Source organism: Arthrobacter cavernae (assembly GCF_017368795.1).
Lineage (GTDB): Bacteria > Actinomycetota > Actinomycetes > Actinomycetales > Micrococcaceae > Arthrobacter > Arthrobacter cavernae.
Map to the genome: position 1 here is coordinate 40,483 of NZ_JAFNLL010000007.1, position 23,344 is coordinate 63,826.

Genomic DNA, 23,344 nt, shown 5'->3' on the forward strand with positions numbered 1-23,344 from the left:
CTTCAGGCAGCAGCGAGGAAACCAGTACGAGGAAGGGCAAGAGCCCACAATGACTATGACAGATCCTGTCGCAGACATGCTTACGCGTCTGCGCAATGCAAACTCGGCATACCACGACACCGTGACCATGCCGTACAGCAAGCTCAAGGCACGCGTTGCCGACATCCTGAAGGCAGAAGGCTACATCGCTGCTTGGAAGGAAGAAGAAGCCGAGGTTGGCAAGAAGCTGACCATCGACCTGAAGTTCGGCCCGAACCGCGAGCGTTCCATCGCTGGCGTTCGCCGTATTTCCAAGCCCGGTCTGCGCGTTTACGCGAAGTCCACCAACCTGCCGCACGTGCTGGGTGGCCTGGGTATCGCAATCCTGTCCACCTCTTCCGGCCTCCTGACTGACAAGCAGGCCGGCAAGAAGGGCGTGGGCGGCGAAGTCCTCGCGTACGTCTGGTAACGGGAAAGGAAGAGAATAATGTCACGTATTGGACGTCTCCCCATCACCGTTCCTGCCGGAGTTGAGGTCAAGCTCGATGGCTCCGTCATCAGCGTCAAGGGTGCCAAGGGCGAACTGAGCCACACTGTGGCCAGCCCCATTGAGGTTGCCCTTGAAGAGAACACCTTGACGGTCACCCGTCCGAACGACGAGCGCGCCTCCCGTTCGCTGCACGGCCTGACCCGCACCCTGATCGCCAACATGATCCAGGGCGTCACCAACGGCTACGAGAAGAAGCTTGAAATCGTCGGTACCGGTTACCGCGTTCAGGCCAAGGGCGCTGACCTGGAGTTCGCTCTGGGCTTCAGCCACCCGGTCAACGTCTCGGCTCCCGAGGGCATCACCTTCACGGTAGAGGGTCCGACCAAGCTCTCCGTCGCTGGTATCTCCAAGCAGCAGGTCGGCGAGGTTGCTGCCAACATTCGCAAGCTGCGCAAGCCTGACCCCTACAAGGGCAAGGGTGTCCGTTACGCCGGCGAAGTCATCCGCCGCAAGGTCGGAAAGGCTGGTAAGTAAACCATGGCCATCGCAATTAACAAGAAGCGTACGAACAAGAGCAAGTCGGCTGCCCGCAGCCGTCGCCAGCTTCGTATCCGCAAGCGCATCACCGGTACGGCTGAACGTCCTCGTCTGGTCGTCAACCGTTCGGCACGTCACGTATTCGTCCAGGTTGTCGATGACAGCAAGGGTGTAACCGTGGCTTACGCTTCCACCCTGGAAGCGGACCTGCGTGCATTCGACGGCGACAAGACCGCCAAGGCCAAGCGCGTCGGCGAGCTCGTTGCCGAGCGCGCGAAGGCTGCAGGCGTCGAGGCTGTTGTCTTCGACCGCGGTGGTAACAAGTACCACGGCCGCATCGCCGCCGTCGCTGACGGTGCTCGCGAAGGTGGGCTGGCACTGTGACCGTTGAGAATAACGAAAAGGACATTCAGGTGACTGAAGCTGCAGCTGCTGAAGCAACTGAGACCGCTGCCGCTGCCGACGACCGCCGCGGCGGACGTCGTGGCGAGCGCGGCGAGCGTGGCCAGGGCCGCGGCGACCGTGGTGGCCGTGGTGGCCGCGACGGCGGTCGTGAAGCCGAGAAGAGCCAGTTCGTAGAGCGCGTTGTAACCATCAACCGCGTTGCCAAGGTCGTCAAGGGTGGTCGTCGCTTCAGCTTCACCGCCCTCGTCGTCGTCGGCGACGGCAACGGCATGGTCGGCGTTGGCTACGGCAAGGCGAAGGAAGTTCCTGCGGCTATCGCAAAGGGCGTTGAAGAGGCCAAGAAGTCCTTCTTCCGCGTTCCCCGCGTTGGCAACACCATCCCGCACCGCGTGCAGGGTGAGGCAGCAGCTGGCGTAGTCATGTTGCGCCCGGCTTCCGCCGGTACCGGTGTTATCGCTGGTGGTCCGGTCCGCGCGGTATTGGAGTGCGTGGGCATCCACGACATCCTCTCCAAGTCGCTCGGTTCTTCGAACGCCATCAACATCGTTCACGCGACCGTTGACGCTCTGAAGCGCCTCGAAGAGCCGGCAGCAGTGGCAGCACGCCGCGGCTTGCCGCTGGACGAGGTTGCTCCCCAGGCACTGGTGCGCGCCCTCCTGACCCAGAAGGCAGGTGCCTAGTCATGGCTAAGAACCTGATCCCCTCCGACGCTCAGTTGGAGATCACCCAGATCAAGGGCGTCGTTGGCGCCAAGCAGAACCAGCGCGACACCGTGCGGTCCCTCGGCCTGAAGCGGATCGGACACACCGTTGTCCGCACCGCCGACGCCGTGACCGTGGGCATGCTCAACACGGTTCCGCACCTCGTGAATGTAGAGGAGGCGAAGTAATGGCAGAGAACAAGACCGCCGCAGAGTCTGCTGAGAAGCAGAACGCTCTGAAGGTCCACCACCTGCGTCCCGCCCCGGGTGCCAAGACCGCCAAGACCCGTGTTGGTCGTGGTGAAGGCTCCAAGGGTAAGACCGCTGGTCGCGGTACCAAGGGCACGAAGGCCCGCTACCAGGTAAAGGCTGGCTTTGCCGGCGGCCAGCTGCCGCTGCACATGCGCCTGCCGAAGCTGCGCGGCTTCAAGAACCCGTTCCGGGTTGAGTTCCAGGTTGTAAACCTGGACAAGCTCAACGAGCTGTTCCCGGAAGGTGGCGTTGTCACCGTTGAGACCCTGGTCGAGAAGGGTGCCGTTCGCAAGAACCAGCCCGTCAAGGTCCTGGGCACCGGCGACATCACCGTCAAGGTTGATGTCACCGCACACGCTTTCTCCTCCAGCGCAGCTGAAAAGATTGCAGCAGCAGGCGGTTCCACCACCGCCCTCTAAGGGTTGGTGGGGCATCTGCCCGTTGTAAAAAAGACTCCCGGCGTACGGGGCTTCGGCCCCGGATGCCGGGAGTTTTTTTATCTGCGGGAGTCTGTCGATTGTTCGCATGGCGCATCGAGCCGTTAGACTCGGGTGTTGGGTTTCAACGAGCCCTTCAACACCCTTGAACTTTCTACTCAGGAGGACGCTTGCTAAGCGCATTCGGCCGGGCGTTTCGGACGCCTGATCTGCGACGCAAGTTGTTGTTCACGCTGGGAATCATCACAATCTTCCGCTTGGGAGCTTTCATCCCCTCGCCTGGTGTGAACTACCAGAATGTCCAGCAATGTTTGCGGAACGGCGAAACCCAAGAGGGCCTTTACCAGCTCGTCAACCTGTTCAGTGGCGGCGCGCTGCTGCAGGTCTCGGTCTTCGCCCTGGGCATCATGCCGTACATCACGGCCAGCATCATCGTGCAGCTGCTCCGGGTGGTCATTCCCCGGTTCCAGATGCTCTATGAAGAGGGCGCTTCAGGCCAGTCCAAACTGACGCAGTACACGCGGTACCTGACCATCGCGCTGGGTCTGCTGAACGCCACCACCCTGGTGTCGCTGGCCCGTTCCGGTCAGCTGCTGCCCGGCTGTGCGCTGCCGCTCATTCCTGACACGAGCATCATCACCACGATCCTGCTCATCATCACCTTGACCGCGGGTACCGGCCTCATCATGTGGATGGGCGAGCTCGTCACCGAAAAGGGTGTGGGCAACGGCATGTCGCTGCTCATCTTCACCTCCATCGCGGCGACCTTCCCGCTCTCCCTGGGCGCCATCTGGAACTCCAAGGGCCCGGGAACCTTCTTCACGGTCCTGCTGATCGGCCTCGTCACCGTGGCCCTCGTGGTGTTCGTGGAACAGTCCCAGCGCCGCATCCCGGTCCAGTACGCCAAGCGCATGATCGGGCGGCGGACCGTGGGCGGCACCAGCACCTACATCCCCATCAAGGTGAACATGGCAGGCGTGATCCCCGTGATCTTCGCATCCTCCATGCTGTACCTGCCGGGGCTGATCTCACAGTTCAACCAGCCCAAGGCCGGTGAGCAGCTGGCACCGTGGGTTGAGTGGATCAACAACAACCTCACCCGCGGCGACCACCCCATCTACATGGCGCTCTACTTCGCCATGATCGTGTTCTTCACCTACTTCTATGTGGCCATCACCTTCAACCCTGAAGAAGTGTCGGACAACATGAAGAAGTACGGTGGATTCATTCCGGGCATCCGGGCGGGTAAACCGACCGCGGACTACCTGCAGTATGTGCTTTCCAGGATCACCCTGCCTGGAGCCCTCTACCTGGGCTTCGTGGCGCTGATCCCGTTGGTCGCACTTGTCCTGATCAATGCCAACCAGAACTTCCCGTTCGGTGGCACCTCAATCCTGATCATGGTGGGTGTTGGCCTGGAGACCGTCAAGCAGATTGATGCGCAGCTACAACAACGTCACTACGAAGGGCTTTTGCGATGACGAGAATGCTGATCATTGGACCTCCCGGTTCGGGCAAGGGAACGCAGGCGGACCGGATTTCCGGGCGCCTGGGCGTAGTCGCCATCTCCACCGGCGATATCTTCCGTGCCAACGTCAAGGGCGAAACGCCGCTGGGCATCGAAGCCAAGAAGTACATGGACGCCGGCGACTTTGTTCCGGACAGCGTTACCAACAACATGGTGCGCGACCGCCTCAGCCAGGACGACGTCGAGAACGGCTTCCTCCTAGACGGTTACCCGCGCACCACCGCGCAGGTTGACTACCTCGACCAGATTCTGGCCGAAGGCCAGCAGGAGCTCGACGTCGTGCTCCAGCTGACTGCCGACGACGAGGAACTTGTTGCCCGCCTGCTGGGCCGTGCCAAGGAAACCGGCCGCTCGGACGACAACGAAGCCGTGATCCGCCACCGCCTGGACCTCTACCACGAGCAGACCGAAGTGGTTGTGGCCAAGTACGCCGAGCGCGGCATCCTGACCCAGGTTGACGGCATCGGCGGCATCGACGAGGTCACCGACCGCGTCCTCGCCGCGATCGAGGCAACCAAGGCGGTCTAAACGCCGCCCGCATGACACTGCTGAAAACGGTGTGTCCCGTACCATGGGTGCGGGACACACCCTTTTCGTTTTCCGGGGCGGCCGGCCGGTACATGATGGGGCGGCCTGGAGGTCGGCTCAATTTCGACCACGCTCTCGGATGCGGGAAAATGGTTGGAGCACGGAGCCTGATCGGCTCCCACAGCAAACACCCAGAGGAGAACATGGCCTTCGGTCAGCCCCGCATTGAATACAAGACCAACGAGCAGATGCGCAAGATGCACGAGGCCGGACTGGTCCTCAGCCGCGCACTCGACGCTGCCGTTGCCGCCGCGAAACCGGGCGTTACCACGCGGGAGCTCGACGCCGTGTTCGCCGCGGTCCTCAACGACGCCGGCGCCAAGTCCAACTTCCTCGGCTACCACGGCTTCCCTGCCACCATCTGCGCCTCGGTCAACGAAGAAGTGGTCCACGGCATCCCCGGCGACCGCGTGCTGCAGGACGGCGACATCATCTCGATCGACGGCGGCTGCATCGTGGACGGCTGGCACTCGGACTCCGCCCGCACCGCGATCGTGGGCACCGCCGATCCCGAAGACCAGCGCCTCTCCGACGTCACCGAGGCCGCCATGTGGCGCGGCATCGCGGGCCTGGCCAAGGGCAAATTCGTGGGCGACGTCGGCAACGCCGTGGACGACTACGTCTCCTCCGTCCCGGGCAAGCCGCTGGGCATCCTGGAGGACTACGTGGGCCACGGCATCGGCTCCGAGATGCACATGGCGCCCGACGTCCTGAACTACCGCACCAGCCACCGCGGGCCCAAGATCCGCCCGGGCCTGTGCCTGGCGATCGAGCCCATGCTGGTCCGCGGCAGCATCGAAACGCTCACCCTCGACGACGACTGGACGGTGGTCACCACCGACGGCAAGCGCTCCTGCCAGTGGGAGCACTCCGTTGCGGTCCACGAGAAGGGCATCTGGGTCCTTTCCGCGCCCGACGGCGGTGCGGCGCAACTGGCGCCGCTCGGCGTCGTGCCCGTCCCGATACCGTAAGACCCAACCCACAAGCCCGCCGTTGCCCGAAGGCCGCGGCGGGCTTTTTCATTGCCTGGCGGGTTCTGCCGGCCCCGCTGGGGCGACGCTTGTGTGCTGGGGTGTGTGCCGGGCCACGCCCCAGATGAAGTCCCGGTGAAACCCGGCTTCCAGTCTCGGGAACAGTGCCGTACAACTCGGCCACACGGCCCGTTTTCGGGAATTCGGCTCCATTCGCCTGCCTAGGCTTTCAAAGGCGCTCACGGCAAATGGAGGTTCGAAAGTCATGTCCACAATGGTGGAAAATCGCAGGCAGATGGGCATCACTGCCCCGCCCCCGCCACTTCGGCGGCGGAGGCGATGGCCGTGGAAATCCTGGCTTCTGTTTCTGCTCTTCGCCGGGCCGAATGTGGCGCTATTGATCGTGTTCACCTACAAGCCGCTGCTGCAGTCCTTGTACTACTCCACGCTCCAATGGAACATCGGCTCGGCGACCGCCCGGCAGGTCGGCCTGGGCAACTACATCGACTGGTTCACGGATCCCACAACTGCGCACGTTGTCATGGTGACCGTGGTCTTCACGATCGCCACCGTCGGCGGGGGCATGGTGCTCGGCCTTGCCTTGGCTGTGCTACTCAACCGCAGGCTTCGCGGACGCGGTGCGGCAAGGACCGTTGTAGTGGCACCCTATGTACTGTCCGGCGTCGCAGTCGGTCTGCTTTGGCTTTTTGTGTTCGACCCCAACTTCGGCATTTGTGCAGCCCTGCTGCGAGCGGTCGGACTGGCCTCGCCTGACTGGTACAACGATCCCCAGTGGGCGCTGCTCATGGTGATCGTGGTCTACCTCTGGAAGAACGTCGGCTACGTGGCACTTGTTTACCTGGCCGCCTTGCAGACCGTGCCGGCGGACCTGCTCGAAGCCGCCGCGCTGGACGGCGCAACGCCCTTCCACGCATTCCGGAGGATCGTTCTTCCGCTGCTGGGGCCCACCACGTTCTTTCTGGCGGTCACCACGCTGCTGAGCTCCTTGCAGTCCTTTGACATCATCCAGGCGATGACCCAGGGCGGACCCCTGGAAGGCACCACCACCATGATGTACCAGATCTACCAGGAAGGCTTCCAGACCGGACGCGCCGGATACTCGTCCGCTGTGGCCACAATCCTGTTCGTCGTTCTCCTGCTGGTCACCTTTGTCCAGATGAAATACGTCGAGAAGAGAGTGCATTACTGATGGCTGCGATTGTTGATTCCGGACGACGCCGGGCGGGCAAAGCAGGCTCGTACCTCTGGCTCGCTGCGGCCGTGGCTGTGATGGTGCTGCCGCTGGTGTGGATGATCCTGGCCTCCTTCAAGGAACGGGACGAGATCTACACGGTGCCGGCTCAATGGCTACCGGCGAGTTTCGACCTCTCCAACTATGCCGCTGCCTTGGCGGCAGTGCCATTCGGGAACTTCTTCCTGAACAGCGTCATCACAACGGTGATCGGCGCGGGCATCAAGATGGCTCTCGGCCTGACGACGGCCTACGCGGTGGTCTTTCTGGAGTTTCCCTTCAAGAAATTCATCTTCGGGCTGACCGTCTTCGCCCTCTTGGTCCCGCAGCAGATAGTGATCATCCCGAACTACACGCTGATCGCCGAACTTGGCTGGATCAACACCTACCAGGGGATCATCGTCCCGGGCCTTGCCAGCGCCTTTGGGACCTTTCTGTTCCGCCAGCATTTCCTCACCCTGCCGGTCTCCATCCTGGAAGCCGCTGCGCTTGACGGAGCCAGCCACTGGACCCGGCTGTGGCGGTTCATCGTGCCGATCTCCGCACCCACCATGTCCGCCGTCGCACTGGTCTCGATTGTTTCCGAATGGAACGAGTACCTGTGGCCCCTGCTCGTGGTCGACCGGGCGGACATGATGACGCTTCCGCTGGGCCTCACCCTCCTGCAGAACAACGACGGCGTCACCAATTGGGGCGTCCTCATGGCCGGTACCGTACTGGTCACCGCCCCCGTGCTGGCCGTCTTCTTCGCACTGCAGCGCCGCATCGTATCCGGCCTGACGGCCGGGGCAGTCACAGGCTAGTCACTACCGCCGAACCCACAACACCCACCACAGATTTCACCGCAAAGATTCACAAGATCAGATCAGAGGAGAACCATGTCCGTTGTTCCAGCAACCAATCTCAACCGACGGCGTCTGCTGCAGCTTGCCGCCTTGCTCGGCGGCACCGCAACGCTTGCCGCATGCGGAGGCCCCGCAGTGGGAGGATCCGGCGAGACAGCCCAGGCCGGTGCCACCGACTGGGCCGGCATTACCCCTGCCAAGGAGATCACCTGGTGGAGCAATCACCCGGGTGCCTCCAAGGCGGTTGAGGAAGAGCTCATCAAACGCTTCCAGGCTGCCGAGGGCATCAAGGTCAACCTCGTTACTGCGGGCGCGAACTACGATGAGGTTGCGCAGAAATTCCAGGCGGCCTCTGGTGCAAACAACATCCCGGACCTGGTAATCGCCAGCGACGTCTGGTGGTTCCGCTACATGATCAATGGACAGATCCTTCCGCTGGACGGCCTCGCCAAGCACCTTGAGTTCAACACGGACGATTTCAACAAGACCCTCTTTGACGACTACAACTTCAGTGGCAATCACTGGGCTGTGCCCTATGCCCGCTCCACGCCGCTGTTCTACTACAACAAGAAGGTCTGGCAGGCCGCGGGGCTTCCGGACCGTGCCCCCAAGAGCTGGGACGAATTCGACCAGTGGGCACCCAAGATCGCCGCTTCGGCGGGTGTGGTGCCGCTTGGCCTGGGCAAGGGAACATCATGGGCCGCCTGGTGGTTCTGCAACATCCTCTGGGGCCGCGGCGGGGCGTACTCCAAGGACTGGACCATGACGCTTGATACGCCGGAAGCCATCGAGGCCGCCAAGTACGTCCAGAAGCTCATCTTTGAGGACAAGACGGCGGCAGTAACGGCCAAGGACCAGGTGGCAGACTTCGGTGCCGGACTCACCGGATGCACCCTCGCCTCCACGGGCTCATTGTCCGGGATCCTGAAGGCGGCACAGTTCGAGGTTGGCACCGGCTTCCTCCCCGAGGGACCCAAGGGTCAGGCCTGCCCGACCGGTGGCACGGGCCTGGCAATTCCGGCCAAGAAGTCACCGGAGCAGCAACTGGCCGCCGCAAAGTTCCTCAAGTTCCTCACAAACACCGAGAACACCGCGTACTTCTCATCCAACACCGGGTACATGCCGGTCCGCACCTCGGCCCGCGATGGAGCCACCATGGCACAGGTCTACGCCAAGACCCCGCAGTTCCGGACCGCCGTCGACCAGCTTCAGACGACGCGTGTCCAAGACTGGGGCCGCGTGTTCGTTCCGGGCGGCGACAAGGAACTGACCACCGCGCTGGAGAAGATCATGCTTCAGCAGGCAGATCCGTCCAGTTCGTTCGCCACGGCGAGTAGCGCCATCGAGAAGTCGTTCGAACAGAACGTGAAGTCCTACCTGTAGGGACCTTCGGAATCGCCGGAATCCGGCGGATTCGGCCCGGCAGCGCAGAATGGTTTCATGACCGTACATCCAATGAGTGCAGGGCAGGCAGCGATCACTGATGTGCCCGGAGTCCGGGTGGGACATACCCAGAAGTACGACGACGGCTGGCTGAGTGGGGTGACCGTGGTCCTGCCGCCGCCGGGGACCGTGGGATCGGTGGACGTGCGTGGTGGCGGCCCCGGCACCCACGAGACCGACGCCCTGGACCCCACCACACTCGTGTCAACGGTGGATGCCGTAGTCCTCGCTGGTGGCAGCGCCTTCGGCCTGGCGAGTGCCCATGGCGCCCAGCGCTGGTGTGAAGAACAGGGCCGCGGCTTCCCGGTGCCCGGCGGTGTGGTGCCGATTGTCCCCGCAGCCGCCATCTTCGACCTCGGGCGCGGCGGCGACTTTGCCGCCCGGCCGGATGAAGCCATGGGCTACGCGGCGGCGGCCGCCGCCCACGCCTCGGGCGAGCACGCCGACGTCGGACGCGGCAATGTGGGTGCCGGCACCGGCGCGCTGCTGGGCCGTGGCCAGTTCAAGGGCGGCATCGGCACCTCCTCCATCACCCTGGACAACATTTCAAACGAGGGCCCTGTGATTGTGGGAGCCATCGCCGTGGTGAACGCCCTAGGCGCTCCCATGGGCATCGCAGGTGGCGGCAATTCGACGCCGGAGGGCCTGGAACCCGGCAGCGCGCGTCTAAGGGAGGAACGACCGAGCGCGCAGAGGGTTTCAGATCCTCCGGACCTCAACACAACTTTGGTCGTAGTCGCCACGAATGCCGTCCTGGACCCCGCCGAGTGCAAGCGCACCGCCGGTGCCGCCCACGCCGGACTCGCCAGGGCCTTGAACCCGAGCCACACCCTCGCCGACGGCGACACCGTGTTCGCGCTGGCGACCGGCGCCGTCGTGCTCGACCGCAGCAGCGAGCAGGCCCGCCAGGTCTCGCTCATTACGCTGCAAAGCGCCGCGGCGGAGGCCACGCGCCTGGCGATCCTGGACGGCGTCGCGCAGGCCAAAAGCATCACGACGCCGGCGGGGGACTTCCCTGCCTACCGGCCTGCGGGGGAGTGACTGTGGGCTGCGGGTGGGCTCCGATAAACGGATTTAACTTTCCCGCCTCTTTGGCGTAATGTTGTCTGTTGGTTGTCTGTACAGCCACGCCCTTTTTGGTGTGGTGGCTGGTACGCGGCCACACCAACAAAAAACGTCCGCAGGATTTTCGGTGACTACCGGAGGACTGCGGCAAACAACAGTTAGCGGAGGATATGGCCAAGAAGGACGGGGTCATTGAGATCGAGGGCGTTGTGACTGAGGCGCTGCCCAACGCGATGTTTCGTGTTGAGCTCACCAACAAGCACGTCGTTCTCGCACACATCTCTGGGAAGATGCGTCAGCACTACATCCGAATCCTCCCTGAGGACCGAGTAGTGGTGGAGCTGAGCCCATACGACCTCACACGTGGTCGTATCGTCTACCGCTACAAGTAAATTGCTGGGCGGCCAAGGCTAAACACCGGAGCCGCTCCAGCTGACCAACTGCAACACGCAAAGGAACGCCATGAAGGTCAAGCCGAGCGTCAAGCAGATCTGCGACAAGTGCAAAGTGATCCGCCGTAATGGCCGGGTCATGGTGATCTGCGAGAACCCGCGCCACAAGCAGCGCCAGGGCTAATTCCCGTCAGGGAATCAGCGCCCGCAAGGGCAAACCTGGGCTGTGCCCACGCAAGTAAATAAGGCAGCACAAGCTGAATTGGGACGTACTGAGCCCGGACAGCTAACCCCCGGTCGGAGGCTGGGGCCGCACTGAAAGTGCGGGTGTACTGCCTACGACCTCCGGTTTATTCAAGGAGTACTGCCAATATGGCTCGTCTCGCTGGCGTAGACATTCCCCGCGAAAAGCGGTTGGAAATTGCGCTTACTTACATCTACGGCGTGGGCAAGACCCGTGCACACGAAACCCTGGCTGCCACTGGCATCAGCGCTGACGTCCGCGTTAAGGACCTCACCGATGCCCAGCTGGTTGAGCTGCGTGACTACATTGAAGGCAACTACAAGGTTGAGGGTGACCTTCGCCGCGAGGTAGCCGCTGACATCCGCCGCAAGGTTGAGATCGGCAGCTACGAAGGCCTGCGCCACCGCAAGGGCCTGCCCGTACGCGGACAGCGTACGAAGACCAACGCACGTACCCGCAAGGGCCCGAAGCGTACCGTCGCTGGCAAGAAGAAGGCCGGCCGCTAGAAATAGCGTTCCGCTTTCCCCCATAACTTTCTGTAGGAGAAATAATGCCCCCGAAGACTCGTGGCGCGGTTCGCAAGCCGCGTAAGAAGGACAAGAAGAATATCGCGCTTGGCCAGGCGCACATCAAGAGCACCTTTAACAACACCATCGTGTCCATCACGGACCCGAACGGTGCTGTAATCTCCTGGGCTTCCGCCGGTGAGGTTGGCTTCAAGGGCTCCCGCAAGTCCACCCCGTTCGCCGCCCAGATGGCTGCCGAAGCCGCTGCAAAGCGTGCCCAGGAGCACGGCCTGAAGAAGGTCGACGTGTTCGTCAAGGGACCGGGTTCCGGACGCGAAACCGCTATCCGCTCGCTGCAGGCCGCTGGCCTCGAGGTTGGCTCCATCCAGGACGTCACCCCCGCAGCGCACAACGGTTGCCGCCCGCCGAAGCGTCGCCGCGTCTAATTAGGTTTTGCCTGCCTGCCGGCCGGGCCTGCTGCGGGACAGTCTGACTGTCCCGCAGCATGGTCCGGCTGGCCAGGCTGGAAACCGAAGCCGATTTCCACCACCTGTGTTGCGTCATATAGCGGATGCTCGCCGAAAGGAAACCTAAGTGCTCATTGCACAGCGCCCCACCCTGTCTGAAGAAGTTGTATCCGAGAACCGCTCCCGCTTCGTCATCGAACCGCTGGAGCCGGGCTTCGGCTACACCCTCGGAAACTCCCTCCGCCGTACCCTGCTCTCCTCCATCCCCGGTGCCGCTGTAACCAGCATCCGGATCGATGGCGTGCTGCACGAGTTCACCACGGTTCCGGGTGTCAAGGAAGATGTCACCGAGATCATCCTTAACATCAAGAACCTCTCCGTGTCCTCCGAGCACGACGAGCCGGTTGTTGCGTACCTGCGCAAGCAGGGCCCCGGAATCGTCACCGCTGCGGACATCGCTCCGCCGGCCGGCGTCGAATTCCACAACCCGGATCTGCACATCGCCACCCTGAACTCGAAGGGCAAGTTCGAACTCGAACTGACCATCGAGCGCGGCCGTGGCTACGTTTCGGCAGCTCAGAACAAGTCCGGCGACTCCGAGATCGGCCGTATTCCGGTCGACTCGATCTACTCGCCGGTCATGAAGGTAACTTTCCGCGTGGAAGCTACCCGTGTTGAGCAGCGCACCGACTTCGACAAGCTGATTGTCGACGTCGAGACCAAGCAGGCAATCGCCCCGCGCGACGCCGTTGCTTCCGCAGGCACCACCTTGGTGGAACTGTTCGGTCTGGCTCGTGAGCTGAACACCGCAGCTGAAGGTATCGAGATTGGCCCGTCGCCGACGGACGCTGCCCTGGCAGCGGACATGGCACTGCCGATCGAGGACCTGGACCTCACCGTCCGTTCCTACAACTGCCTCAAGCGTGAGGGCATCCACACCGTGGGTGAACTCGTTGCCCGCTCCGAGGCTGACCTGATGGACATCCGTAACTTCGGTGCGAAGTCCATCGATGAGGTCAAGGCAAAGCTGGTTGAACTGGGTCTGTCCCTCAAGGACTCCCCTCCCGGTTTCGACCTGGCAGCCCGCGCCGCAGCCATCGAAGAGGACGACGCCGCGTTCAGCGACGACGAGCTCTAACAAGCAGATCTTGGCCGCCGGTTCCATGTTTGGATCGGCACGGCCTACACAACAGGAGAAACAATTATGCCTACCCCCACTAAGGGTCCGCGCCTCGGAGGCGGTCCGGCTCACGAGCGTCTGATGCTCGCGAACCTGGCAGCTGCTCTGTTTGAGCACAAGCGCATCACCACCACGGTCACCAAGGCCAAGCGCCTGAAGCCGTACGCAGAGCGCCTGGTCACCTTCGCCAAGCGTGGCGACCTCGCTTCCCGCCGCCGCGTTCTCGGCCTGATCAGCAACAAGGGCGTCGTCCACGAGCTGTTCACCGACATCGCCGGCGCAGTTGCCAACCGCGATGGTGGCTACACCCGCATCACCAAGATCGGCAACCGCAAGGGCGACAACGCTCCCATGGCTGTCATCGAACTGGTTCTCGAGCCGGTTTCCGCCAAGCAGGCCGTCGTAGCCGAGGCTACCCAGGCTGCTGCCAAGGCTGCTCCGGCTGCCGAGGTTGTCGAGGAAGAGGTCGTTGAGGCCGAAGCCGTCGAGACCGAGGCTGTTGAAGCTGAAGCTGAAGCTGCTGAGACCGAAGTCGCTGAAGCTGAAGAGGCTCCGGCCGCTGAGGACAAGAAGTAATTCACTGAATTCTTCACAGTAGACTTAAGTCTATGAAAGAACAAAAACCCGCTGCCCCCGTCTTGGGGGGCGGCGGGTTTTTGCGTGTCCGGCTTGATCTTTCCTACGACGGCGGCCCGTTCAACGGCTGGGCCGTGCAGCCCGGGCTGCGGACCGTGCAGGGCTCCCTGGAGGAAGCCCTGGCCTTGATCCTGCAGCGGCCCGTCCGCGTGACGGTCGCGGGCCGCACCGACGCCGGCGTCCACGCCCGCGGCCAGGTGGTCCACCTGGACGTGAGCGAGGCCGAGTGGCTGGGACTGCCGCGCGGGCACGAACTCGATCCCGCCGTCGCGCTCCTGCGGCGCCTCCGGGGCGCCCTCAGCCGAGGGCTGGGTGACCTGACGGGGGCCGTGGAAGTGCACGACGCCGGCCTGGCGCCGGAGGGTTTCGACGCCCGGTTCTCTGCCTTGTGGCGCCGTTACAGTTACCGCATCGCGGACGGTCCCGCCGGCTGGGATCCGCTCCTGCGCGGGCTCACGCTCTGGCACAAGCAGCATCTCGACGTCGGGCTCCTCAATGAGGGTGCCGCGCAGCTGCTGGGGCTGCAGGACTTCCGTTCCTACTGCAAGCCGCGCGAAGGTGCCACCACCATCCGTGAGCTGCAGCGTTTCGAATTCGCCCGGGGGAGCGACGGCGTCATCACCGCCACGGTGCAGGCGGACGCCTTCTGCCACAACATGGTGCGGTCCCTGGTGGGCTCCGCGCTGCGCGTGGGGGAGGGGCTCGAGGCGCCGCAATGGCTGCACGAGCGCCTGCTGGCCAGGACCCGCGACGCCAAGTCCGTACTGGCTGCCCCGCACCCGCTGGTGCTTGAGGAAGTGGCCTACCCCTCGGACGCCGAGCTATTGACGCGGGCCGAGCTCACCAGGGCTCGACGGGAATAGCAAACATAATTGAATGGCCCCCTCCCGGTTCTGGGTACCGGGAGAGGGCCTGGTTGGCCAGCGGCGGTTCTGGGTGCCGCGGCTGGCCGGTCTGGTGGCGCCTCATGGGCGCCTGTTATGCAGCCGCTGTTACGGCAGTCCCAGAGCCGCTTTCACGCCATTCGCCAGCTCGCCGAAGTACCCGTCCAGGGCGAGCCCGAAGACACCTACTCCGGCGACGATGATCATGGCGATGAAGCCCGCCAGTATTGAATACTCCGTGGCCGTGGCCCCCCGCTCGCTTGCCAACAGGGAGATCATCTGACTGAGTTTGCGTTTCATGATTTGCTCGCCTTTCACTCGTTGAATTGGCATTAGGAGAAGGCCTCGATGATTTTCATGACCGCGGGGCCCAAGAGGATGATGAAAAGCGTCGGGAAGATGCAGAAGATCAGCGGGAAAAGGATCTTGACCGGGATCTTCATGGCGTGTTCCTCAGCCCGCTGCCGCCGTTTGGTCCGCATTTCCTGTGCCTGGGCCTTGAGGACCTTGGCGATCGCAATACCGTAGGCATCAGCCTGGACAACGGCTCGGATGAAGCTCCTGACGTCCGGAACATCCACGCGCTCGGAAAGAGCCAGATAGGCGTCCTTGCGGCTGCGGCCCACCTGGATGTCCTGCAACGTCCGGATGAACTCATCGGCCAAGGGGCCTTTGCCGTTCTCCGCCGTACGTGCCATGGCGGCTTCGAAGCCCAGGCCGGCCTGGACAGAGATCAGCATTTGGTCGAGCGAATTGGGCAGTTCCGTCCGAATGGTTTCCCGCCGCTTTTGAGCATTGGAACGGATCAGCAGATCCGGGACGAAATAGGCCAGGGCCATGACGGCGACACCGAGCAGGAACCGCCCGGCCGAGCGCTCCCCAAGGAACAGCAGCAGCCCGAGCGTGGCGCCGCCGAGTGCCAGCAGCGGTTTGACCATCAGCACCCTGCCGAGCGGCCAGTCCTTTGGCCGGCCGGCGCCGGCAAGCTGTTTGTCGAGCCAAGCCACGTAGCTGCCTGGCACCAGTTGACGTGACAGGGCTGTCAAACGCTGCCGTGTGTCGAGGGACTGACGTGCAGTTGCCGCGCGTACACCCAGATTGGTCCGGATATTGCGCAGGCCGACCCTGTCCCCGGTGAACGCTAGCCAGACCATCCAAGAAATAGGGGCCACAATGGCCAACATGGCCGCATATGCGATGAATTGCATGGTGGATCCTCCCTAGTACTTTGGCTTGATCAGCCGGCTGAGCCAGAAGGCTCCCAGGCTGAGCATCACCACTGCAACGGCGATCATGACGTAGCCGGGCACGGTTGAGGTGAAAGTTTGGGCGTAGACCGGGTTCATGAACTGCAGCGCGATGAACATCACCACAGGCAGCGCCAGCAGCACCAGCGCAGACATCCGCCCTTCTGCGCTCAGTGCCTTGACCTGGCGCCGGATCTGGTTGCGGTCGCGGATGGTCTCGCCAACGTGGTCCAGCACTTCGGCCAAGTCGCCCCCGACTTCCCGGTGGATTTCGATTGCCTGGGCAATCCAGCTGAAGTCTTCGCTCTGGGTCCTGATGGCAACATCGTTCAGGGACTCGCCGAGATCCCGCCCGATACGTGTTTCGTTGACGATCCTGCCCATTTCTTCGGCCATCGGGGCTTCGCTCTCCTGGGCAGCAGCGTCCACCGCCCGCAAGAGGCTGTGGCCAGCCCGCATCCCTCCGGTCAGCATCTGGAGAGTATCCGGTACCTGCTCATCGAATTTCGCCGCCCGCCGCGACGTCAGCACCTTGAGGAGTGCGGCAAGGACCAGGACGGCGATCAGGGCCATCAGGATGGCGAAAACAAGGCCGCCCAGAATGAAGCCGGTGACGCCGGCGAACGTAACCACGATGCCGGCCAACAAGACGTAGTCGGCTGGCTGCCTCTTCAAACCGGCGGCATCCAGCCTTGCCTGCGAAAGAAAGCCCCCAGAGCGCGGCTGCATCCGCGCCTGGATGGCATAGCGGGCACCGTCCGTCAGCCGAGTCAGGGCGGACGTGTGGACTGGTGCATCGGGACGGCGCCTGTCGACGTCGAGCGTCCTTGACTTGAGCACCACCAAGACCACCAAGAGTAGGGAGACATACACCAGGCCCAGCCCGACGGCGAGCAGAATCACCGGGGTTCCGGGGGCGTTCACCGAACGCCCCCCGCCATGTGCGCCCCGAAGACAGCCGGGGAGATGGGAATGCCCAGCTCCACGAAGCGGTCGGTGAAACGCGGACGGACACCGGTGGGGATGGGCTTGCCGAGGAAGCGGCCGTTGGCATCAACACCGGCTGAATAGTCGAACACGAAGGCGTCCTGGAGGGTCACAATGTCGCCTTCCATGCCTTGGACTTCCGTGATGTGGGTGACCCTGCGTGTCCCATCCCGCAACCGGGTGATGTGCACGATCAGATTCACGGCGGAAGCCACTTGCTCCCGGATTGCCCGGAGGGGCAGGTCCATGCCGGCCATCAGGACCAGGGTCTCCAGCCGGGCGACGGCGTCTCGCGGCGAGTTCGCGTGGACCGTGGAGATGGAGCCGTCATGGCCTGTGTTCATGGCCTGGAGCATGTCCAAGGATTCGCCACCGCGGACTTCGCCAACCACGATGCGGTCCGGGCGCATGCGCAGCGAGTTCCGCACGAGATCCCGGATGCTGACTTCACCGCGGCCCTCGATGTTGGCCGGCCTGCTTTCGAGGCGCACCACGTGCTCCTGCTGGAGCTGCAGTTCCACGGCATCCTCAATGGTGACGATCCTGTCCTCGACAGGAATGAAGGAGGACAACACATTCAACAGGGTGGTCTTGCCGGTACCGGTACCGCCGGAGACGATGATATTCATCCGCGCCAGGACGCAGGCCCTGAGCAGTTCCGCCATCTCCGGAGACAGGCTGCCAAACTCGATGAGATTGTTGACCGTCAAGGCCTCGCGGCCGAATTTTCGGATGGTCAGCGAAGGCCCGTTGACGGCCAGCGGCGGAATAATGGCATTCACGCGGGAGCCGTCAGGCAGCCGCGCATCCACCAGCGGTGATGACTCGTCGATCCGCCGTCCAACTCTGGAAACAATGCGTTCTATGATCCGCCGCAGGGCCTCGTCCGAGGAGAACTTGGCCTCCGTCTTGTGCAGCCGCCCGAACCGCTCTACATAGATGCTGTCGTAACGGTTGACCATGACTTCAGTGATTTCCGGATCGTCCAGGAACCGCTGAATGGCACCATGGCCCAGAACGTCGTCGATGATCTCTGCCATAAGACGCTGCCGCTCCGCAGAGGTCAGGGGAACCTGCTCTTCGTCGACAACAACTTTCAGCTCGTCCCGGACGAACTGGTGCAGTTCGGCCTCGTCCATGGAGGAATCGGAGAGTCTGGAGCCCAGACGTTCAAAGAGGGTCTTGCTGGCTCGCTCCTTAAGGTCGCGGAGCGCTTCACTGGCATGAATTGTCGACGGCGAACCGTCATCCGGATGGGAGGCCGTGTTCGAGGCCTCGGCTGCCTTGGCCTCCTGGATCTGGCTCAGAGTGCCTGTTGTCCCAGTGCCGGCGTCCGGAATGGCTGCTTCATTCGGAGCCCCACCGGTATTGCCGTCATAGCGAAGGCTTTCGAGTCTGCGTGAGAGGTTCACCGGACAACCGCCCTTCTGTGCAACTGCTTGTGTGATCGCGCTTCCCAGTTGGGTTTGAACCTGTTCACCAGCAGGCGCAGGCCTTTGGTGGCGGGGTCCCGCGCACCGTCCTGCAGCAATGGGACGCCCTTGTTGGTTGAAAAGGGAAGAGTCCGTGAACGGGGGATGGCCACGTCCACCGGAACGCCGATAGTCGCTTCCACGTCCGCAAGAGCCAAGCCGCTCTTGGGATCGGCCATGTTCAGGACCACGTGCCTGTGTTCCGGGAGCAACTGCAGTTCGTCGAGGATGTGCAGGCCCGTCCGCAGACCCCGGATGCTGGGAATGTCCATGCCGCAAACCCAGACTGCGTCAGTGGCATTTTCCAGTGCGGCCAGAACATGTTCGCCGAGTCCAGGCGCAGTGTCGATAACCACATACTGGAACTCCTGACGGAGTTGCTCCAGCAGACGGGTGACGTGCTCAGCATTGATACGGTCCATCTCCACCGGGTTGCGGGGGGCACAGAGGGCATAAATGCTTGCCGGGTGGACGCTCAAGTAGGTCTTGAGGACCATGGAGTCCTGGCTGGCTGGACCGAGCACGGCATCGGTGATGGTGCGTTCCGGATCCAAGAGGAGCCCACTGGCCACGTCACCGAATTGCAAGTCCAGGTCAACGATCACCACGCCCATCGGTGCCAGGCCGCCGAGCCCCACTGCCAGGTTGGTCGCCACAGTCGTCTTGCCGACGCCTCCTTTGGGCGACATGACAGCGATAACTCGACCGCCTGAGGACTGGGGTGATGCCTCGGCAGCGCTGGGAGCGAGGCCCCGACGCCGGCCTGCAGCTGCCAGGCTTGCCCGCTCAACCATGACCCGGATGGAATCCGGGTCCGCGGCAGGGGAGAGGATGTCCCGCACGCCGGACCGCATGGCCGCCAGGACGAGTTCCGGGGACTGTTCGACGGCAAGCACCACACTGATTTCCGGGAACTGAAGATCCAACAGGGAGGCGTGCTTGAGGGAATCATTGATCTCCAAGCCCGGTCCAAGGATCATTACTTCGGGTGGTTCCCCTAGGAGCTGGTCCAGGATATCCCGGGGACCTTCCGGCAAGTAGTCAGCTTGGAACCATTGAAGGCTTCCGCTCATACCTGCTGTTGCAGAGCGGACCCGGCGTTCAAAGTCGTGGTCCGGCGTGATGAGAACGAAGCGGCTCATTTGAATACCCCTCCTCTGTCCATGACCCCGGAAGTTCCTTCCGTTGCGTCCGATGGCTCCTTGGACAGGTAGACGGTGCCGAATTCGGCCGCGTAAACGATCTTTTCGACGTCGACGGCGGACCGCGCGAGGGTTACGAGGTAGCCTCCACCCTGGTTTGAATTTTTGTTGGCGTTCAGTGCCCCGCTGCCCTCTTTAGATGCGGAGCTGTCATTCTCAGTGATCGCGCCGCTGGCATCCTGGACTGCTGTCACGAGGACCTTGTGGAACGTCAGCTGGGTCTGATCTGGAGCATTGGATTTCTCGTCGGCCTTGAAGGACAACATGACTCCGACTGTGTCCCCTGCGGTCACCTTCCCTCCGACCACGCGTTCGATGGGGAGCTTGAGAGTGACTTCTTGAAGGCCGGTGGGTACTTCCACCCGGCCCGGTCCGACGAGGGCGTTCGGCTCAATCATTCGCGAGGCGAGCAACTGCTCACCAGGCACGAATTCGATGGACGAGACCTTGGAGCCCAGATCCCCGAGGCTGCTGACGCTGTCTGCTGCAATTGCGGACTTGGGAACGGCCTTCTTGATGACGGATTCCCCGAACTTCGCGGCTGTGGTGCCGGCGGGGATCTCCTTCTGAATGACGTAGACCTCTTCGGTCTCAGTGTTGGCCAGCGCGCGCTTGTCGGCGCCCTGGACGTAGAACACCAGCATCACTGTTCCAACGATGGCCACGACAAGCGCAGCGATGCCTCCCAGTAGGCGTGTTTTCACTTTTGATCCCTCCAGATTTTCTTATTTGATTAGCTCCGGCGGCATGGTGACGCCGCCCTCGATGTAGCCGCCGCCCGAATAGAGCGACGGATCCGCGACCCAATCCACAAACACACCGGCAATGCCGCGGGAACTCGAGCCACCTGGAATGGTGGCGCCTCCCTCGATACCTCCATTGAAGCGAAAGCCTTCAAGGAGGAAGGCAACGAAACCCTCGATGATGTATTTGCCGTCGCTTCCGTTTCCAGCAACTCCGCTATACACCGGCAACAGGACGACCTTGCCCAGATAGTCATCCAAGGTTTTGCCCTTGCACGGCTTCGGTACGCTGACGCCCGTCTTGCTCTCGATGTAGCCAGCGCCGGGCGGACCTGGAAGTACTTTGGCGGCGCAGTCACCGCTCGGGTTGGGGTCCGCAAATTGGAAACCGCCCGGAAGATCTGTGACATGGCCGGTGGAGGCATCGCCTTTGCAGGTTCCTGCTCGCGGATCATCCTTGATGTAGAGGTACTGTCTACCAGTGTTCCGATCGATCTGACACGGCGCGAAGATTATCGGCAGCGATGCCGGGCCGAGGAGCGGCCCGCCCCATTTTGCGGTGGCCTTGGCTCCCACGGATACAGCCGGTGCGCTGAGGGCACTGGCAAACATCTTGCTGAGGAACCCGGCATGGGTTGTTCCATCGATGGTGGAGGTGCTTACCGTGACCTGACCTGCGACGCTGAGGTCCACGGAGCGGACATTCGAGAGGCCGTCCTTGGCGTTCTGGTCGGCCAGGCCCTTCGCCACGCCGTCGGCGCCGGCCTGGGTGCAGCCGCTGTCGGATGCGCAGAGCTGGGCGGCGGCCAAGGCACCGGCATCGGCACCGTTTTGGAGTTCGGCGCGTTCGGCGTAGATCTGGCCGACGTCCACGGCCATGGCGCCGGCGCCGATAAGCACCAGCATCATGACAGCTACCATGACGCCGGCGGCACCGCGCTCGCCGTCCCGGTTCTTGATTTTGCGCTTCAGCCACCGCATCGCATGGCCCCCTGCCCGGTAACCGTGAGCGACGGAGTGAAAAATCCAGTGAGCGACGGCGCGTTGAACGTCACGGTTGCTTCTACCGTGGCTCCCGGGCTGCACGAGCCCGAAAGGCCCACGTTTCCCGGGGAGAGGCTGATACTCGGTGCACCTGCCACCCCAGCAGCTTGTGCTTTGCCACTATCATTCGTGACGGCCATGGTCCGGGCGGCCTCGCGGGCGGCCTGCGTGACGGAAATCTGAAGGTTGTAAAAGAAGGAGAATTCCACGATCGCCACAATGATGAGCAAAAGAATCGGCGCGACTAGCGCAAATTCCACTGCGACGGCTCCGCGTTCTCCCTTGGGCCTGGCTTTGCTGCGGGTCATGATATCCCCCCAGTGGGTTGAGCAGCTTCAAGGAGTGAATGCGATGTCAGAAAGACGTGGTTCAAGAAACGACTGTGCCGCGTCCGCGTAGGTGCGGACGCGGCACAGATCTTGGTGCAGAAGCACTGGTTCAGAAGTCCTACCAGGTGCCGACGGTGGTGCCCAGATCGTTGAAGAATGTATTCAGGTTTTTGCCGAAGAGGCCGACGCCTCCCACGATGATGAGGGCAATCAGGCCGACCAGCAGCGAGTATTCAGTTGCCGTCGCCCCTTTTTCGGAGGAGAGCCGGTCCTTGACGCCGGCGATGAACGAAATGACAGAGACCATAAGAGATGACATTGCAAACCCTTCCCAGAAATGTGAATTTGTCGTCGAATTCCGAGTGCCCCATATTTCGTTTAGCGGTTCGGATTTCGATAGGACAACAATTGCTGTTTCCAGGAACCATAAGCAACACGTAGAAGTACTCGTCTTTTTGTGCCAGGGGAGTACTTGGATGCCCGTTCGCAGGGCTGCGGGTACTCAGTTTTGGCGCGACTTACTACTTGGAAAGGACAGCATGCTGGGCATTCCGGCTCTGTGTAATGGGCGCGTCAGAACCCCGTGCGAGGCTCAGGGAAAGGCCAACAACACGCCCAGGGCTGCGGCGAACATTGCCGGTCCGTGGGCCGTTTCGGCGGGCTTCTCCGCTGATCTCAGGCGCAACATCAGTACCGTGAGCACGCCGCCCACCACGAACCCCAGCAGCCCCCCGTATAACACCTGTCCCCAACCCAAGTACCCCAAGTACATTCCGAGTGGAGCCGCGAGCTTCACATCGCCCATTCCGAGGCTTCGCGGAGAAATTAACCCGAGAATCAGGTAGGCCACGAACAAAATTGCCCCGCCGGCGGCCGCGCGCAGCAGCCCAGGCCAGTCCGGCGCTATGGCGGCAGCTGCCCCGAGGAGCACGAAACCGGCCGCAAGTAACGCCAAAACCAGGGGATTCGGCAGGAGATGGTGGATGAAATCAATTCGGGAAAGCTGGACCGCAAATAATGCAAGGAATAGAAACGCCGGCAATTCGGGGCCCAGTCCAAAGCGCAGCGCAAGCAAGGCAAACAGCAAAGCGGTGATTACCGCCGTCGTAATCCTGATGCCGGCAGGCGGGAGCCCGCCCAGCCGCGGAAGGATCCTGGCAACCAGGAACTCGGTCAAGGGGCTCAGCAGCATCCCGAGAAGGCCCACAAGTACAACCAGGTACGGCAGTGCGAGGTCAAGGGTCACGGAGTCTCCTCAGGTACGGCATCCTTGCAGCCCGGCTGGCAGCCGGTAACCCATTTTGCCCCAGAGGCCCGTTGGCGGTATCGTTTATAGTCGTTGTGCGTGTCCTATCTCGATGACACATGCCCGCTTGGGGATCCAGTTGCAGGATCACTAACTCAGGCGGCATTTTCGAGATTCTGGGATGACTGGTACATGGAGTCCTCACCTCTGCTCCGGTAGCGCATACATAGTAGGTGCACGTCTTATTGCGTGCCTCCTAAAACATGAACGCCA

Annotated in this window: 30 protein-coding genes; 20 read left to right on the top strand and 10 right to left on the bottom strand. The window is 62.5% G+C overall.

Annotation, left to right across the window (positions count from 1 at the left end):
* Nucleotides 1–49: 49 nt before the first annotated feature.
* The 20 genes from rpsH (at nucleotide 50) to J1902_RS04300 (ending at nucleotide 14,780) form a co-directional block, all read left to right on the top strand.
* Nucleotides 50–448, top strand: a complete 399-nt coding sequence (gene rpsH / locus J1902_RS04205; RefSeq protein WP_207615006.1) for a 30S ribosomal protein S8 — start codon at nucleotides 50–52, stop codon at nucleotides 446–448.
* A gap of 18 nt (nucleotides 449–466) precedes the next feature.
* Complete coding sequence (rplF, locus tag J1902_RS04210) at nucleotides 467–1,003, top strand: 50S ribosomal protein L6 (protein WP_207615007.1); 537 nt, start codon at nucleotides 467–469, stop codon at nucleotides 1,001–1,003.
* 3 nt (nucleotides 1,004–1,006) lie between these two features.
* Nucleotides 1,007–1,390, top strand: coding sequence for a 50S ribosomal protein L18 (gene rplR / locus J1902_RS04215; RefSeq protein WP_207615008.1), 384 nt, complete (start codon nucleotides 1,007–1,009; stop codon nucleotides 1,388–1,390).
* Between the two features lie 29 nt (nucleotides 1,391–1,419).
* Nucleotides 1,420–2,091 carry a 30S ribosomal protein S5 gene (gene rpsE, locus J1902_RS04220; protein WP_207615009.1) on the top strand — a complete coding sequence of 224 codons (672 nt, stop codon included), beginning with the start codon at nucleotides 1,420–1,422 and terminating at the stop codon, nucleotides 2,089–2,091.
* A 2-nt stretch (nucleotides 2,092–2,093) separates the two neighbouring features.
* Entirely contained in the window at nucleotides 2,094–2,300 is a 207-nt protein-coding gene (gene rpmD / locus J1902_RS04225; protein ID WP_207615010.1) for a 50S ribosomal protein L30, read from the top strand.
* Complete coding sequence (gene rplO, locus J1902_RS04230) at nucleotides 2,300–2,782, top strand: 50S ribosomal protein L15 (protein ID WP_207615011.1); 483 nt, start codon at nucleotides 2,300–2,302, stop codon at nucleotides 2,780–2,782. The genes rpmD and rplO overlap by 1 nt, the downstream gene beginning before the upstream one ends.
* Before the next feature lie 188 nt (nucleotides 2,783–2,970).
* Nucleotides 2,971–4,281, top strand: coding sequence for a preprotein translocase subunit SecY (gene secY, locus J1902_RS04235; RefSeq protein WP_207615012.1), 1,311 nt, complete (start codon nucleotides 2,971–2,973; stop codon nucleotides 4,279–4,281).
* Nucleotides 4,282–4,286: 5 nt separating this feature from the next.
* A complete protein-coding gene (locus J1902_RS04240; RefSeq protein WP_207615013.1) occupies nucleotides 4,287–4,856 on the top strand; it encodes an adenylate kinase in 570 nt (189 codons plus the stop codon).
* Nucleotides 4,857–5,059: 203 nt separating this feature from the next.
* Entirely contained in the window at nucleotides 5,060–5,887 is an 828-nt protein-coding gene (gene map, locus J1902_RS04245; protein WP_207615142.1) for a type I methionyl aminopeptidase, read from the top strand.
* A 295-nt stretch (nucleotides 5,888–6,182) separates the two neighbouring features.
* On the top strand, nucleotides 6,183–7,097 hold the full coding sequence (locus tag J1902_RS04250; protein ID WP_242701587.1) for a carbohydrate ABC transporter permease: 915 nt from the start codon (nucleotides 6,183–6,185) through the stop codon (nucleotides 7,095–7,097).
* Entirely contained in the window at nucleotides 7,097–7,942 is an 846-nt protein-coding gene (locus tag J1902_RS04255; RefSeq protein ID WP_207615014.1) for a carbohydrate ABC transporter permease, read from the top strand. Before J1902_RS04250 ends, J1902_RS04255 begins: the two co-directional genes overlap by 1 nt.
* A 75-nt stretch (nucleotides 7,943–8,017) precedes the next feature.
* Nucleotides 8,018–9,367, top strand: coding sequence for an ABC transporter substrate-binding protein (locus J1902_RS04260; RefSeq protein ID WP_207615015.1), 1,350 nt, complete (start codon nucleotides 8,018–8,020; stop codon nucleotides 9,365–9,367).
* 57 nt (nucleotides 9,368–9,424) lie between these two features.
* Entirely contained in the window at nucleotides 9,425–10,468 is a 1,044-nt protein-coding gene (locus J1902_RS04265; RefSeq protein ID WP_242701588.1) for a P1 family peptidase, read from the top strand.
* Between the two features lie 194 nt (nucleotides 10,469–10,662).
* The gene (gene infA, locus J1902_RS04270; protein WP_011775571.1) at nucleotides 10,663–10,884 is read left to right on the top strand and encodes a translation initiation factor IF-1; all 222 of its coding nucleotides are present in this window, start codon (nucleotides 10,663–10,665) and stop codon (nucleotides 10,882–10,884) included.
* A 70-nt stretch (nucleotides 10,885–10,954) separates the two neighbouring features.
* Entirely contained in the window at nucleotides 10,955–11,068 is a 114-nt protein-coding gene (gene rpmJ / locus J1902_RS04275; RefSeq protein ID WP_011775570.1) for a 50S ribosomal protein L36, read from the top strand.
* A 188-nt stretch (nucleotides 11,069–11,256) separates the two neighbouring features.
* On the top strand, nucleotides 11,257–11,634 hold the full coding sequence (gene rpsM / locus J1902_RS04280) for a 30S ribosomal protein S13 (protein ID WP_011692780.1): 378 nt from the start codon (nucleotides 11,257–11,259) through the stop codon (nucleotides 11,632–11,634).
* 44 nt (nucleotides 11,635–11,678) lie between these two features.
* Nucleotides 11,679–12,080: a 30S ribosomal protein S11 gene (gene rpsK, locus J1902_RS04285; RefSeq protein WP_011692779.1), complete on the top strand. Its 402-nt coding sequence runs from the start codon at nucleotides 11,679–11,681 to the stop codon at nucleotides 12,078–12,080.
* 148 nt (nucleotides 12,081–12,228) lie between these two features.
* Entirely contained in the window at nucleotides 12,229–13,239 is a 1,011-nt protein-coding gene (locus tag J1902_RS04290) for a DNA-directed RNA polymerase subunit alpha (protein ID WP_207615016.1), read from the top strand.
* Nucleotides 13,240–13,305: 66 nt separating this feature from the next.
* A complete protein-coding gene (gene rplQ / locus J1902_RS04295; RefSeq protein ID WP_207615017.1) occupies nucleotides 13,306–13,857 on the top strand; it encodes a 50S ribosomal protein L17 in 552 nt (183 codons plus the stop codon).
* 32 nt (nucleotides 13,858–13,889) lie between these two features.
* Nucleotides 13,890–14,780: a tRNA pseudouridine synthase A gene (locus J1902_RS04300; protein ID WP_207615018.1), complete on the top strand. Its 891-nt coding sequence runs from the start codon at nucleotides 13,890–13,892 to the stop codon at nucleotides 14,778–14,780.
* Nucleotides 14,781–14,909: 129 nt separating this feature from the next.
* On the opposite strand, the gene J1902_RS04305 is transcribed toward J1902_RS04300, so the two are convergent.
* The 10 genes from J1902_RS04305 to J1902_RS04350 form a co-directional block, all read right to left on the bottom strand.
* On the bottom strand, nucleotides 14,910–15,101 hold the full coding sequence (locus J1902_RS04305) for a Flp family type IVb pilin (protein WP_207615019.1): 192 nt from the start codon (nucleotides 15,099–15,101) through the stop codon (nucleotides 14,910–14,912).
* A gap of 32 nt (nucleotides 15,102–15,133) precedes the next feature.
* A complete protein-coding gene (locus J1902_RS04310) occupies nucleotides 15,134–16,009 on the bottom strand; it encodes a type II secretion system F family protein (protein ID WP_207615020.1) in 876 nt (291 codons plus the stop codon).
* Nucleotides 16,010–16,021: 12 nt separating this feature from the next.
* Complete coding sequence (locus tag J1902_RS04315) at nucleotides 16,022–16,972, bottom strand: type II secretion system F family protein (protein ID WP_207615021.1); 951 nt, start codon at nucleotides 16,970–16,972, stop codon at nucleotides 16,022–16,024.
* Nucleotides 16,969–18,447 carry a TadA family conjugal transfer-associated ATPase gene (locus J1902_RS04320; RefSeq protein WP_372434353.1) on the bottom strand — a complete coding sequence of 493 codons (1,479 nt, stop codon included), beginning with the start codon at nucleotides 18,445–18,447 and terminating at the stop codon, nucleotides 16,969–16,971. Before J1902_RS04320 ends, J1902_RS04315 begins: the two co-directional genes overlap by 4 nt.
* Nucleotides 18,444–19,649 carry a CpaE/TadZ family protein gene (locus tag J1902_RS04325; RefSeq protein ID WP_207615022.1) on the bottom strand — a complete coding sequence of 402 codons (1,206 nt, stop codon included), beginning with the start codon at nucleotides 19,647–19,649 and terminating at the stop codon, nucleotides 18,444–18,446. Before J1902_RS04325 ends, J1902_RS04320 begins: the two co-directional genes overlap by 4 nt.
* Nucleotides 19,646–20,413 (bottom strand): Flp pilus assembly protein CpaB, encoded by a 768-nt coding sequence (gene cpaB, locus J1902_RS04330; RefSeq protein WP_307794364.1) that lies wholly within the window; start codon nucleotides 20,411–20,413, stop codon nucleotides 19,646–19,648. The genes J1902_RS04325 and cpaB overlap by 4 nt, the downstream gene beginning before the upstream one ends.
* A 21-nt stretch (nucleotides 20,414–20,434) precedes the next feature.
* A complete protein-coding gene (locus tag J1902_RS04335; protein WP_278253590.1) occupies nucleotides 20,435–21,433 on the bottom strand; it encodes a pilus assembly protein TadG-related protein in 999 nt (332 codons plus the stop codon).
* Entirely contained in the window at nucleotides 21,421–21,804 is a 384-nt protein-coding gene (locus J1902_RS04340) for a TadE/TadG family type IV pilus assembly protein (RefSeq protein ID WP_207615024.1), read from the bottom strand. Before J1902_RS04340 ends, J1902_RS04335 begins: the two co-directional genes overlap by 13 nt.
* Before the next feature lie 139 nt (nucleotides 21,805–21,943).
* Nucleotides 21,944–22,144: a Flp family type IVb pilin gene (locus J1902_RS04345; RefSeq protein WP_207615025.1), complete on the bottom strand. Its 201-nt coding sequence runs from the start codon at nucleotides 22,142–22,144 to the stop codon at nucleotides 21,944–21,946.
* Between the two features lie 273 nt (nucleotides 22,145–22,417).
* The gene (locus J1902_RS04350) at nucleotides 22,418–23,017 is read right to left on the bottom strand and encodes a prepilin peptidase (protein WP_207615147.1); all 600 of its coding nucleotides are present in this window, start codon (nucleotides 23,015–23,017) and stop codon (nucleotides 22,418–22,420) included.
* Nucleotides 23,018–23,344: the final 327 nt, after the last annotated feature.

Coding starts and splice junctions, on each gene's coding strand:
- J1902_RS04325 (WP_207615022.1), bottom strand. CDS start 19,649: ATGAGCCGCTTCGTTCTCATCACGCCGGACCACGACTTTGAACGCCGG.
- rpsK (WP_011692779.1), top strand. CDS start 11,679: ATGCCCCCGAAGACTCGTGGCGCGGTTCGCAAGCCGCGTAAGAAGGAC.
- J1902_RS04305 (WP_207615019.1), bottom strand. CDS start 15,101: ATGAAACGCAAACTCAGTCAGATGATCTCCCTGTTGGCAAGCGAGCGG.
- rpsM (WP_011692780.1), top strand. CDS start 11,257: ATGGCTCGTCTCGCTGGCGTAGACATTCCCCGCGAAAAGCGGTTGGAA.
- infA (WP_011775571.1), top strand. CDS start 10,663: ATGGCCAAGAAGGACGGGGTCATTGAGATCGAGGGCGTTGTGACTGAG.
- rplR (WP_207615008.1), top strand. CDS start 1,007: ATGGCCATCGCAATTAACAAGAAGCGTACGAACAAGAGCAAGTCGGCT.
- rplQ (WP_207615017.1), top strand. CDS start 13,306: ATGCCTACCCCCACTAAGGGTCCGCGCCTCGGAGGCGGTCCGGCTCAC.
- rpmJ (WP_011775570.1), top strand. CDS start 10,955: ATGAAGGTCAAGCCGAGCGTCAAGCAGATCTGCGACAAGTGCAAAGTG.
- J1902_RS04335 (WP_278253590.1), bottom strand. CDS start 21,433: ATGCGGTGGCTGAAGCGCAAAATCAAGAACCGGGACGGCGAGCGCGGT.
- rpsH (WP_207615006.1), top strand. CDS start 50: ATGACTATGACAGATCCTGTCGCAGACATGCTTACGCGTCTGCGCAAT.
- rplO (WP_207615011.1), top strand. CDS start 2,300: ATGGCAGAGAACAAGACCGCCGCAGAGTCTGCTGAGAAGCAGAACGCT.
- J1902_RS04260 (WP_207615015.1), top strand. CDS start 8,018: ATGTCCGTTGTTCCAGCAACCAATCTCAACCGACGGCGTCTGCTGCAG.
- J1902_RS04350 (WP_207615147.1), bottom strand. CDS start 23,017: ATGCTGCTGAGCCCCTTGACCGAGTTCCTGGTTGCCAGGATCCTTCCG.
- J1902_RS04345 (WP_207615025.1), bottom strand. CDS start 22,144: ATGTCATCTCTTATGGTCTCTGTCATTTCGTTCATCGCCGGCGTCAAG.
- J1902_RS04300 (WP_207615018.1), top strand. CDS start 13,890: ATGAAAGAACAAAAACCCGCTGCCCCCGTCTTGGGGGGCGGCGGGTTT.
- J1902_RS04250 (WP_242701587.1), top strand. CDS start 6,183: ATGGGCATCACTGCCCCGCCCCCGCCACTTCGGCGGCGGAGGCGATGG.
- map (WP_207615142.1), top strand. CDS start 5,060: ATGGCCTTCGGTCAGCCCCGCATTGAATACAAGACCAACGAGCAGATG.
- rpmD (WP_207615010.1), top strand. CDS start 2,094: ATGGCTAAGAACCTGATCCCCTCCGACGCTCAGTTGGAGATCACCCAG.
- J1902_RS04240 (WP_207615013.1), top strand. CDS start 4,287: ATGCTGATCATTGGACCTCCCGGTTCGGGCAAGGGAACGCAGGCGGAC.
- J1902_RS04340 (WP_207615024.1), bottom strand. CDS start 21,804: ATGACCCGCAGCAAAGCCAGGCCCAAGGGAGAACGCGGAGCCGTCGCA.
- J1902_RS04310 (WP_207615020.1), bottom strand. CDS start 16,009: ATGCAATTCATCGCATATGCGGCCATGTTGGCCATTGTGGCCCCTATT.
- J1902_RS04255 (WP_207615014.1), top strand. CDS start 7,097: ATGGCTGCGATTGTTGATTCCGGACGACGCCGGGCGGGCAAAGCAGGC.
- J1902_RS04265 (WP_242701588.1), top strand. CDS start 9,425: ATGACCGTACATCCAATGAGTGCAGGGCAGGCAGCGATCACTGATGTG.
- rplF (WP_207615007.1), top strand. CDS start 467: ATGTCACGTATTGGACGTCTCCCCATCACCGTTCCTGCCGGAGTTGAG.